The sequence below is a fragment of the Mesorhizobium sp. P2_E6 genome (assembly GCF_056403835.1).
Genome location: NZ_JBFUEQ010000010.1, coordinates 111570 through 122893 on the forward strand (window position 1 = coordinate 111570; position 11324 = coordinate 122893).

Sequence of the window (11324 nt, forward strand, 5' to 3'; positions counted from 1 at the left end):
CCGCATCCTCACTTGCTGCGGCGCATATAGCGTGGATAGAAGAGGCTGTCAGCCTTGCGCTGCGGCCCTCGCGACATAAGCTGACATCATGCGTCCTTCCATCCTCGATCCGTTATTCGTCCCGATCACCTCGCTTGCCGGCGTCGGACCGAAGGTTGGCGCGCTGATCGAGAAAGTCGTCACGGCCGATCTCGGTGATCGCGCCGCGCGCGCCGGCGACCTTCTGTTCGTGTTGCCGCACACCGTCATCGACCGTCGCAACCGCCCGGGCATCGCACTCGCCGCCGAAGGCTCGATCGTCACGCTTGAGGTGCGCGTCGACCGCCACCAGCCGCCGCCGCGCGGCAACAGGTCGGTGCCCTACCGGGTCTACGCCCATGACGATACCGGCGAGATTGCGCTGACCTTCTTCCATGCCCATGCCTCCTATCTCGAAAAGGCGATGCCCGAGGGCGAGCATGTCGTGGTCTCGGGTCGCATGGAATGGTTCAACGGCCGCCCGACCATGGTCCACCCCGACCACATCGCGCTGGCCAGCGAAGCGGAAAACCTGCCGCTGGTCGAGCCGGTCTATCCGCTCACCGCCGGGCTCTCGGGCAAGGTGCTGCGCCGGGCGATCGGCCAGGCGCTGGCGCGCTTGCCCACTTTCGCCGAATGGCAGGACGGCGCCTTCATGCGCCGGCACACCTTTCCCACCTTTGGCGATGCGCTCGCCCGCATCCAGAATCCGGCCGACCCGATCGACGTCTCCATCGATGGTGCCGCGTGGCGGCGCCTCGCATACGACGAGTTGCTGGCAGGCCAGGTTTCGCTGGCGCTGGTGCGGACAAAAATTCGCCGCCTGTCCGGCCGTCCTCTGGTCGGCGACGGCAGCATCGTCGAGAACCTGCGCGCTGCACTCCCCTACTCGCTGACCGCGAGCCAGGAATTCGCGCTCGCCGAAATCAATGCCGACCTCGCCGATCCCGAACGCATGCTGCGGCTCCTGCAGGGCGATGTCGGCTCCGGCAAGACGGTCGTTGCGCTGCTGGCCATGGCCCGTGCGGTCGAGGCCGGCGGCCAGGCAGCACTGATGGCGCCGACCGAAATCCTGGCGCGCCAGCATCTGGCCACGATCGCTCCGCTTGCCGCCAAGGTCGGTTTGCGTATCGCTATCCTCACCGGCCGCGAGAAAGGCCGCGAGCGCACCGACACACTGGCCGGCCTGGCGAGCGGCGAGATCGACATCGTCGTCGGCACCCACGCGCTGTTCCAGGAGACGGTCACCTTCCACGATCTGGTCTTCGCCGTCATCGATGAGCAGCATCGCTTCGGCGTCCACCAGCGGCTTGCCATCACCGCCAAGGGCGACGCGCCCGACATGCTGGTGATGACGGCCACGCCCATCCCGCGCACGCTGGTGCTGACCGCCTTCGGCGACATGGACGTGTCGAAGCTGACGGAGAAGCCGGCCGGCCGCCAGCCGATCCGCACCGTCACGCTGCCGCTCGAGCGGCTCGACGAGCTGGTCGGCCGCATGGTCGAAGCCGTCGCCGGCGGCCAGAAGATCTACTGGATCTGTCCGCTGGTCGAGGAATCCGAAGAGATCAAGCTGATGTCGGCCGAGGACCGTTTTGCGTCCCTGAAACCGCTCTTCGGCGATCGCATCGGCCTCGTCCACGGCCGCATGAAGGGTGCCGACAAGGACGAAGCAATGCGCGCCTTCAAGCAGGGCGAGACACGCATCCTGATCGCCACCACGGTCATCGAGGTCGGCGTCGACGTGCCGGACGCCACCGTCATGGTCATCGAACATGCCGAGCGCTTTGGCCTTGCCCAGTTGCACCAGTTGCGCGGTCGCGTCGGGCGCGGTGACATCAAGTCATCCTGCGTGCTGCTCTACAAGGACCCGCTCGGCGAGACCGCAAAACGCCGGCTGTCGGTGATGCGCGAGACCGAGGATGGGTTCCTGATCGCCGAAGAAGACCTGAAGCTGCGCGGCGAAGGCGAGCTTCTGGGCACCCGCCAGTCCGGCACGCCGGGTTTCCAGGTGGCGCGCATCGAGGCCCATGCCGATCTATTGGAGGCCGCTCGTGACGACGCCAGGCTTGTCCTGTCACGTGACCCGGAGCTGCAATCCGAGCGTGGCGAAGCGTTGCGCCTGTTGCTTTACTTGTTCGGCCGCGACGAAGCCGTCCGGCTCCTGCGCGCCGGCTGAGCCAAGGCGGCAACCGATGGGTTGGCAAGCACATCGATCGGCTCGCCGTTCACGACGACCATCGGCTTGACTTCGGGCGCCACCAGCCCGGCGGAGACGATCAGCTTGGCGCCGTCCTCGATCGTCATATCGAGTAGCACGATGTCGGACTTCGGCACATACATCAGGAACCCGGTGGTCGGGTTCGGCGTGCAAGGCATGAACACGGCGATCAGCGGATCGCCTTCCTGGTCGAGTTTCTGGTTGATCTCGGTCTCCTTCTCGCTGGCGACGAACACCAGCGACCAGACGCCCTTGCGCGGATATTCGACCAACCCGACCTGGCGGAACATGTCGCCCTTGTTCGACAGCACGGTCTCGAAAATCTGCTTCAGCGAGCCATAGATGCCGCGCACCAGCGGCATGCGGCCAAGCAGGCGCTCGCCGAAATTGACGATGGCGCGGCCGACAATGTTGGCCGTCAGGAAACCGATCAGCGTGATCAGGATCAGCGCGACGATCAGTCCAAACCCCGGGACCGGAAACGGCAGGTAGCTGTCGGGGCTATAGCGTGCCGGAATATAGGGCTTTACCCAGGAATCGACCCAGCCGATGAACGACCAGGCGATATAGGCGGTGATCGCCAGCGGCGCGCAGACGACGAAGCCCGTGAGGAAATAGTTCCTCAGCCGGGTCATGCCAGAGGTCTTGGGCGCATCGGACATGGGTCACCGGGGACACGGGTTGCAGCGCAACATTAGAGCATGATCCCGAAAAGTGGGAACCGGTTTTCGGAAAAAGATCATGCAAAAAAAGAAAAAGAGCAGCTGTGATGCAAATACCATCACAGCGGCTTCTGTGTGAACCGGAAGGCGCTTTGGACTGCGAAGTTTTTTGGAAGGGGGCGCCTACTCCACCGTCACCGATTTCGCCAGATTGCGCGGCTGGTCGACATCGGTGCCCATGAACACGGCGGTGAAATAGGCGAGCATCTGGATCGGCAGCGCGTAGATGATCGGCGAGATGATTTCCGGCACGTCCGGCAGCACGATCGTCTCCATTGTCTTGACGCTGGTGAGTGCCGCGCCCTTGCTGTCGGTGATCAGGATGATTTTGCCGCCGCGCGCCGCCACTTCCTGCATGTTGGACACGGTCTTTTCGAAGATGCGGTCGTGCGGTGCGATGACGATGACAGGCATGTTCTCGTCGATCAGCGCGATCGGCCCATGCTTCAGCTCGCCCGCGGCATAGCCCTCGGCGTGGATATAGGAGATTTCCTTGAGTTTTAGGGCGCCTTCCATGGCCAGCGGAAAATTGGTGTCGCGGCCGAGATAGAGCACGTTCTTGTAGTGTGCGAGGTCGCGCGCGATCTTTTCGATCTGATGGTCGAGCTTCAGCACCTGGTTGGCGTAACGCGGCGCCTCCGACAACTCGCGCACAAAGGTCTTTTCCTGCTCACGCGAGATCGTGCCGCGCGCCACGCCGGCACGTACGGCAAGCGATGCCAGCACCGAAAGCTGGCACGTGAAGGCCTTGGTCGAGGCAACGCCGATCTCCGGGCCGGCGAGCGTCGGCAGCACAACGTCGGATTCGCGCGCCATGGTCGATTCACGGACATTGACGAGCGCGCCGATCTTCATCCCCGCCTTGCGACAATAGCGCAGCGAGGCCAGCGTGTCGGCGGTCTCGCCAGATTGCGAGATGAAGAAGGCGGCATCGTTCGCGGACAGCGGCATTTCGCGATAGCGGAATTCGGAGGCGACATCGATATCGACCGGGAGCCGCGCGTAACGCTCGAACCAGTACTTGCCGATCAGGCCGGCGAGATATGCGGTGCCGCAGGCCGAAATCGCCAGCCGGTCGATCTTGGCAAAATCGAACGGCAGGTCGAGCGGCTTGGACACGCCACCAACGAAGTCGAGATAATTCGCCAGCGTGTGCGAAATCACTTCGGGCTGTTCATGGATTTCCTTCTCCATGAAATGGCGCCGGTTGCCCTTGTCGACCATGAAGCTGGTCGAGAGCGACTGCTGCCGCTTGCGGTCGACCTTGTTGCCGTCGATGTCGAAGATCGTGACGCCGTCGCGGCGCACCACCGCCCAATCGCCATCTTCGAGATAGGTGATCGAATTGGTGAACGGGGCGAGCGCGATGGCGTCGGAACCCAGGAACATCTCGCCGTCGCCATGGCCGACAGCCAGCGGCGGGCCATTACGGGCGCCGACGATCAGGTCCTCGTCGCCTTTGAACATGATGGCCAGCGCGAAGGCGCCTTCCAGCCGCTTCAGCGCCTGGTGCGCGGCCTCGACCGGCTTCAGCCCCCTGGCCAGTTCGCGCGCCACCAGATGGGCGACGACCTCGGTGTCGGTCTGCGAAGAAAAGCTGTAGCCGTCACGCTTCAACTCGTCGCGCAATTCCGCGAAGTTCTCGATGATGCCGTTGTGGACGATGGCGACGCCGTCGGAAAAATGCGGATGCGCATTGGTCTCGTTGGGCACACCGTGCGTTGCCCAGCGCGTGTGGCCGATACCGATCGTGCCATCGAGCGGATCGTCCTTGAGCCGACGTTCGAGGTTGATCAGCTTGCCTTCGGCGCGCCTGCGTGCAAGCTGACCATGTTCGATGGTGGCGACGCCGGCCGAGTCATAGCCGCGATATTCGAGCCGTTTCAGCGCGTCGACGATGAGCGGCGCAACCTGCGAGTGGCCGACGATTCCAACGATACCGCACATGCAGACAGCCCCCAATTCCCCATGGAAAACCAGCACTATTTAGGGATGGCCGGCCTGCCGCGAAAGTCACATTGCATTTCGCCCCGTGTAACGGAACGCTTCTGTACGCATGCACCATGACAGACCGCTCTTGCAATCCGGTTACTGCAATCATTCGGTTTTTCAGCCATTCGGTTCCCGGTCGGGAAATGTTTGGCTAAGCTCCTACCATGAACGAAACCATATCAACCATTACACTCTGGCGCCCGGTCGGACCTGACGAGCTGAAACTCATCGAGGCTTCGGACATGCGGGCGTTTCCGCCGCGCCTGCCCGAACAGCCGATCTTCTATCCGGTCCTGTCGGAAGCCTATGCCGTGCAGATCGCGCGCGACTGGAACGTGCCGTCAAGCGGAGCAGGCTTCGTGACGCGGTTTGACGTGCTGAAAAGCTTTCTCGACCGCTACCGGGTCGAGCACGCCGGCAGCAAGGCGCATCTCGAATACTGGATACCCGCCGAGGACCTCGATGATTTCAACAAAGCCATCGTCGGCAAGATCGAGGTGACCGCCGCCTTCGACAAGGACATGACCGGCTAGCTAGTGGTCGGCGCCGGCAGCCTTTTTCTTCGCGGCCGCGGCCGAAGCAAAGCGCTCGCGCAATTCCTTGGCCTTGCCGGGGATGGTCTTCTGGCGGGCGCGACCGAAGGCCAGCGCATCGTCCGGCACGCTTTCGGTGATGACGCTGCCCGACGCGATGTAGCCGCGCTTGCCGATGGTGACGGGCGCCACCAGCGAGGAGTTCGATCCGATAAAGGCGCCCTCGCCGATGTCAGTGAAGAATTTCGAGTAGCCGTCGTAATTGCAGGTGATGGCGCCGGCCCCGATGTTGGCGCCCGCGCCGACGCGGGCATCGCCGATATAGGTCAGGTGATTGACCTTGGCGCCGTCCTCGATGGTCGCCTGCTTGACCTCGCAGAAATTGCCGACCTTGGCCTTGTTCCTGAGATCGGCCCCCGGTCGCAGCCGAGCGAATGGCCCAACTTCGCAATTCGAGGCGATGGTGGCACCCTCGAAATGGCTGAAGGCATGGATCTTGGCGCCGGTGGCGATCTTCACACCCGGACCGAACCAGACATTTGGCTCGACGATCGTGTCGGCGCCGATTTCGGTATCATGCGAGAAATACACGGTCTCAGGCGCGATCAGCGTCACGCCCGACAGCATCGCCTCATGACGGCGGCGCGCCTGCCAGATACCTTCGGCCTGCGCCAGTTCGGCGCGGTTGTTGATGCCGAGCGCGCTTTCGAAGCTGGCCTCGGTGGCCACGACATCGAGGCCTTTCGCGGTGGCAATCTCGACGATGTCAGTGAGATAGTACTCGCCCTTGGCGTTCTTGTTGCCGACCGCATCGAGCAGCGTCAGCGCCTGGCTGCCGGCCACCGCCATCATGCCTGCATTGCAAAAGCCGATCTTCCTTTCCTCCGCGCTGCAGTCCTTCTCCTCGCGGACGGCAATCAGCTTGCCGCCTTTTTCGATCAGCCTGCCATAGCCGGTCGGATTGGGCGGGCGGAAACCTATGACCACGACGGCGGCACCTTCCGCCAGTTTCAGCCGCGCCACGGTGAGCGCGTCGGCTTCGATCAACGGTGTGTCGCCGAACATCACCAGGATATCGTTGTAACCCTTTGATATCGCTTCGCGCGCGGCAAGCACCGCATGCGCGGTGCCAAGGCGCTTTTCCTGCACGAAGGTCTCGGCCTTCGGCGCGAATTTCGCGGCTGCCTTGCGCATCTCGTCGGCGCCATGACCGATCACCAGCGCCTGGCTGCCGGCACCGGCGGCCTCGGCCGCCTTCACCACATGGGCGACCATCGGCAGCCCGGCGATCTGGTGCAGCACCTTCGGCAGCGTGCTCTTCATGCGCGTGCCTTCGCCGGCGGCGAGGATGACGGACAGGCAGGATCTCTGGCTCATGGGTGAACAACCATATGAAAAGGGTTGGGAATCAAGACAGGATAGCAGTGGCGCCTTGCTGCACCAATGCGGTTAAATTCCGGTGAGATGGTAGAGCAGCTGACTCTTAATCAGCGAGCCCACGCCGCGCCTTTCGCATCTTAGGCAAGGGGATTCACCCCAGCCGTCCGAGCACTGGGAAATTCTCGAGCAGCCAGTAGGATACGGTCTGTACGCCGCCAGTGAGGAAAAACACCCCGGCGACGACCAGCAGCGCGCCAATGGCTTTCTCGACGCGGCCGAGATGGACTCGGAATTTGCCGAGGAAGCGCATGAAGGCGCCCGAAAACAGCGCCGCGATGAGGAACGGGATGCCGAGGCCAAGCGAATAGGCGGCGAGCAGCAGCGCGCCCTCGCCCACTGTCTCGCGGCCGCCGGCCAGCGTCAGGATCGGCCCCAGCACCGGGCCAATGCAGGGCGTCCAGCCGAACGCGAAGGCCAGTCCCATGACATAGGCGGCGATCGCACTTGCCGGCTTGCCCTGCGACTGGAAGCGCGCCTCGCGCGACAACAGTGGAATGCGCAAGATGCCGAGGAAATTCAGGCCCATCAGGATGATCAGCACGCCAGCGGCCATCGCCAGCGGCTCCTGCCAGACCCGCAGCCAGTGGCCGATGGTCGAGGCGCCGGCGCCGAGCGCGACGAACACGGTCGAGAAGCCGAGCACGAAGGCGATCGAGGCATAGAGCAGCGCGCCGCGCGCGCCCTCACGAGCCGTCACGCCCGCATTGCCACGAAAATCGTCGACCGAGACGCCGGCCATATAGCAGAGATAGGGCGGCACCAGCGGCAGCACGCAGGGTGACAGGAACGAGATCGCTCCCGCCCCGACCGCGCTGACATAGCCGATGTCCAATGCCATTACAAAGCTCCGACCGTTCCGGCGCCGATATAGGCTCGACCTTGCTTCTCCACCAATCACCATTTTGTGGCAAGTCGTCGCGGCATGTGCAGGTCGGGGAAGAAACGCCGGCTCGCAAGCGTTGATACAGCGAGGCCGCGATTTCCCGCGCGCCTCCAGATATCAGCCAGGGAGATTTCCATGAAAACCATAACCGTAGGGCTGGCCGCGCTTTTGCTGAGCACCGCCGCATCCTTCGCCGCCGAGGCGTGGAAGGAAGCTGAGGTCAATGGCACCAAGATCTACACCGACGCCAACGGCATGACGCTTTATACCTATGACAAGGATGAGAAGGGCAAGACCAATTGCTACGACAAGTGCGCCACCAACTGGCCGCCGCTGAAGGCCGAGGCCGGCGCCAAGGCGGATGACGAATGGAGCGTCGTCGACCGCACCGACGGCACCAAGATGTGGGCCTATGACGGCAAGCCCGTCTATACCTTCGTCAAGGACAAGAAGGCGGGCGACATATCCGGCGATGGCGTCGCCGGCGTCTGGCACATTGTCAAGGCCGACTGAGTTCTCAATCCGGGTCCTGCCGCTGGCGGGACTTCGGCTGGCTGCCGGGTATCCCTCCAAACCCGGCGGCTGGCACCAAGCAAGCTCTCATGGCGTCCACCCCTGCGATACCCGGCCGGCTTTCCTCGACTCGGCGGAAAAATGAATCGGGTCGTTTCCGCTGCCTCGCGTCTGCCATCTCCCTTTACCGGAATACTGTGATTTTCTCCATACACTCTAAGAGTGTATTGCTGCGGACAGCCCTGCAATTTGGGCACTTCCCCTTGACCGGATGCAAAAGCGCGGCCATGTGAGCGGCAAATAGAACGAGATTTCGTCGCGCGCAGCGGAATTCTTCTGCCGCATCACAGCTGATATGAGACCTCATGGACGTCGTCGTCGTCGAATCGCCGGCCAAGGCAAAGACAATCAACAAATACCTCGGCAAGAACTACAAGGTTCTGGCCTCGTTCGGCCATGTCCGCGATTTGCCGGCCAAGGATGGCTCGGTACGTCCGGACGAGGATTTCGCCATGTCCTGGGCGGTCGACACCGCCTCGGGCAAGCGGCTTGCCGACATCGCCAAGGCGGTCAAGGATGCCGACGGCCTGATCCTCGCCACCGACCCGGATCGCGAGGGCGAAGCCATTTCCTGGCACGTGCTGGAAGTGCTGAAGCAGAAGCGCGCGCTGAAGGACAAACCGGTCAGCCGCGTCGTCTTCAACGCCATTACCAAGTCGTCGGTGCTGGAAGCGATGGCCAATCCGCGCCAGATCGATGCGCCGCTGGTCGATGCCTATCTGGCTCGGCGGGCGCTCGACTATCTCGTCGGCTTCACGCTGTCGCCGGTTCTGTGGCGCAAACTGCCGGGCGCCCGTTCCGCCGGCCGCGTCCAGTCTGTCGCATTGCGCCTGGTCTGCGACCGCGAATCCGAGATCGAACGCTTCATCCGCGAGGAATACTGGCAAATCGCTGCCCTCCTCGGCACGCCGCGCGACGAGAACTTCGAAGCCCGGCTGACCGCCTTCGATCGCAAGAAGCTGCAAAAGCTCGACATTTCGAACAAGGCGCAGGCAGATGACATCAAGTCGATGCTCGAAGGCGCGACCTTCAAGGCGGTGACGGTCGAAGCCAAGCCGACCAAGCGCAATCCCGGCCCGCCCTTCACCACCTCGACGCTGCAGCAGGCCGCCTCATCGGGCCTCGGCTTCTCGGCCAGCCGCACCATGCAGGTGGCGCAGCGCCTCTATGAAGGCATGGAAATCGGCGGCGAGACGACCGGCCTGATCACCTATATGCGAACCGACGGCGTGCAGATGGCGCCGGAGGCGATCTCGGCCGCCCGTGACGCCATCGCCAAGGAATTCGGGCCCAAATACCTTCCGGAAAAGCCGCGCCTTTATACCACCAAGGCCAAGAACGCTCAGGAAGCGCACGAAGCGATCCGCCCGACGGACTTCATGCGCACCCCAGCTTCAGTCAGGCAATATCTCGATTCCGACCAGATGCAGCTTTATGAGTTGATCTGGAAGCGCGCCATCGCCAGCCAGATGCAGCCGGCCGAGATCGAACGCACCACGGCCGAGATCGAGGCCGTCAACGGCCCCCGCACCGCCGAGCTTCGCGCCATCGGTTCGGTCGTTCGCTTCGATGGCTTCATCGCTGCCTACACCGACCAGAAGGACGACGATACGGAAGACGAGGAAAATCGCCGCCTGCCGGAAATCCGCGCCGGCGAGCAGCTTGCCCGTCAGGCGATCAACGCCACCCAGCACACCACCGAGCCGCCGCCGCGTTACTCCGAAGCCTCGCTGATCAAGAAGTTGGAAGAGCTCGGTATCGGCAGGCCGTCGACCTACACGGCGATCCTGAAGACGCTCGAGGACCGCGACTACGTCACCATCGACAAACGCCGGCTGGTGCCGCAGGCCAAGGGCCGGTTGTTGTCGGCCTTCCTCGAAAGCTTCTTCGAACGCTATGTCGAATACGACTTCACCGCCTCGCTTGAGGAGAAGCTCGACGAGATCTCCGACGGCAAGCTCGCCTGGAAGGACGTGCTGCGCGATTTCTGGAAGGATTTTTCAGGCGCCGTTGCCGACATCAAGGAATTGCGCGTCACCGACGTGCTCGACGCGCTCAACGAGGAACTGGCCCCGCTGGTGTTTCCCACGCGTGAGGACGGCTCCAATCCGCGCATCTGCCCGAAATGCGGCACCGGCAATCTGTCGCTGAAGCTTGGCAAATTCGGCGCCTTTGTCGGCTGCTCGAACTATCCCGAATGCTCCTTCACCCGCCAGCTCGGCGATGCCGCCAACCCCAATGGCGAGAACGGCAATGGCGAGGACGGCACCAAGGTCATCGGCAAGGACCCCTATACGTCAGAGGAAATCACGCTGCGCAGCGGCCGCTTTGGCCCCTATCTGCAGCGCGGCGACGGCAAGGAGGCCAAGCGCTCCAGCCTGCCCAAGGGCTGGACGGCTGAAACCATCGACCACGAGAAGGCGCTCGCCCTGCTGTCGCTGCCACGCGATGTCGGCCAGCACCCGGAATCCGGCAAGATGATCTCGGCCGGGCTCGGCCGCTATGGTCCGTTCGTGCTGCATGACGGCACCTACGCCAATCTCGACAGCATCGAGGACGTGTTCTCGATCGGCCTCAACCGCGCCGTGTCGGTGATCGCCGAGAAGCAGTTGAAGGGCAAGGGCGGTCGCAATGGCGGCACAGCCGCCGCCTTGAAGGAGCTTGGCGACCATCCCGATGGCGGCGGCAAGATCGTCGTGCGTGACGGCAAATACGGGCCTTACGTGAATTTTGGCAAGGTCAATGCCACCCTGCCCAAGGGCAAGGATCCGCAATCGGTGACGGTTGAGGACGCGCTGGCGCTGATAGCCGAGAAGGAAGCCAAGGGCGGCGGCGGCAAGAAGCCGTTCCGCAAGGCGGCAGCGGCCAAGGCGCCGGCAACCGGAAAGACGACGGCCAAGAAAACGGCGGGCAAGAAGCCGGCCGCGAAGAAAAAGGGGTAG

The 11324-nt window shown here is 63.2% G+C and carries 8 protein-coding genes; 4 read left to right on the forward strand and 4 right to left on the reverse strand.

Annotated features, from left to right (window positions below):
* Nucleotides 1–88: 88 nt before the first annotated feature.
* The gene (recG, locus tag AC1D08_RS24165) at nucleotides 89–2197 is read left to right on the forward strand and encodes an ATP-dependent DNA helicase RecG (protein WP_457153367.1); all 2109 of its coding nucleotides are present in this window, start codon (nucleotides 89–91) and stop codon (nucleotides 2195–2197) included.
* On the opposite strand, the gene AC1D08_RS24170 is transcribed toward recG, so the two are convergent.
* Nucleotides 2149–2901 carry a DUF502 domain-containing protein gene (locus AC1D08_RS24170; RefSeq protein ID WP_095085130.1) on the reverse strand — a complete coding sequence of 251 codons (753 nt, stop codon included), beginning with the start codon at nucleotides 2899–2901 and terminating at the stop codon, nucleotides 2149–2151. The genes recG and AC1D08_RS24170 overlap by 49 nt on opposite strands.
* A gap of 183 nt (nucleotides 2902–3084) precedes the next feature.
* Nucleotides 3085–4908: a glutamine--fructose-6-phosphate transaminase (isomerizing) gene (glmS, locus tag AC1D08_RS24175; RefSeq protein WP_477227334.1), complete on the reverse strand. Its 1824-nt coding sequence runs from the start codon at nucleotides 4906–4908 to the stop codon at nucleotides 3085–3087.
* A 209-nt stretch (nucleotides 4909–5117) separates the two neighbouring features.
* Between glmS and AC1D08_RS24180 the strand changes: the two genes are divergently transcribed.
* Nucleotides 5118–5486, forward strand: a complete 369-nt coding sequence (locus tag AC1D08_RS24180; protein ID WP_457154445.1) for an ADP-ribosylation/crystallin J1 — start codon at nucleotides 5118–5120, stop codon at nucleotides 5484–5486.
* Here the strand turns inward: AC1D08_RS24180 and glmU are convergent, their stop codons facing one another.
* Both glmU and AC1D08_RS24190 read right to left on the reverse strand, forming a co-directional pair.
* A complete protein-coding gene (glmU, locus tag AC1D08_RS24185) occupies nucleotides 5487–6863 on the reverse strand; it encodes a bifunctional UDP-N-acetylglucosamine diphosphorylase/glucosamine-1-phosphate N-acetyltransferase GlmU (protein WP_457154444.1) in 1377 nt (458 codons plus the stop codon).
* Nucleotides 6864–7017: 154 nt separating this feature from the next.
* The gene (locus AC1D08_RS24190; RefSeq protein ID WP_184873922.1) at nucleotides 7018–7764 is read right to left on the reverse strand and encodes a cytochrome c biogenesis CcdA family protein; all 747 of its coding nucleotides are present in this window, start codon (nucleotides 7762–7764) and stop codon (nucleotides 7018–7020) included.
* Between the two features lie 180 nt (nucleotides 7765–7944).
* Here AC1D08_RS24190 and AC1D08_RS24195 point away from each other — a divergent pair, with 180 nt between their 5' ends.
* Both AC1D08_RS24195 and topA read left to right on the forward strand, forming a co-directional pair.
* Nucleotides 7945–8322 (forward strand): COG4315 family predicted lipoprotein, encoded by a 378-nt coding sequence (locus tag AC1D08_RS24195; protein ID WP_457152717.1) that lies wholly within the window; start codon nucleotides 7945–7947, stop codon nucleotides 8320–8322.
* A 365-nt stretch (nucleotides 8323–8687) separates the two neighbouring features.
* Nucleotides 8688–11324: a type I DNA topoisomerase gene (gene topA, locus AC1D08_RS24200; protein ID WP_457152718.1), complete on the forward strand. Its 2637-nt coding sequence runs from the start codon at nucleotides 8688–8690 to the stop codon at nucleotides 11322–11324.

Excerpts from the sequence above, each read along its gene's own strand:
- recG (WP_457153367.1), top strand. The coding sequence starts at position 89 with ATGCGTCCTTCCATCCTCGATCCGTTATTCGTCCCGATCACCTCGCTT.
- AC1D08_RS24170 (WP_095085130.1), bottom strand. The coding sequence starts at position 2,901 with ATGTCCGATGCGCCCAAGACCTCTGGCATGACCCGGCTGAGGAACTAT.
- glmS (WP_477227334.1), bottom strand. The coding sequence starts at position 4,908 with ATGTGCGGTATCGTTGGAATCGTCGGCCACTCGCAGGTTGCGCCGCTC.
- AC1D08_RS24180 (WP_457154445.1), top strand. The coding sequence starts at position 5,118 with ATGAACGAAACCATATCAACCATTACACTCTGGCGCCCGGTCGGACCT.
- glmU (WP_457154444.1), bottom strand. The coding sequence starts at position 6,863 with ATGAGCCAGAGATCCTGCCTGTCCGTCATCCTCGCCGCCGGCGAAGGC.
- AC1D08_RS24190 (WP_184873922.1), bottom strand. The coding sequence starts at position 7,764 with ATGGCATTGGACATCGGCTATGTCAGCGCGGTCGGGGCGGGAGCGATC.
- AC1D08_RS24195 (WP_457152717.1), top strand. The coding sequence starts at position 7,945 with ATGAAAACCATAACCGTAGGGCTGGCCGCGCTTTTGCTGAGCACCGCC.
- topA (WP_457152718.1), top strand. The coding sequence starts at position 8,688 with ATGGACGTCGTCGTCGTCGAATCGCCGGCCAAGGCAAAGACAATCAAC.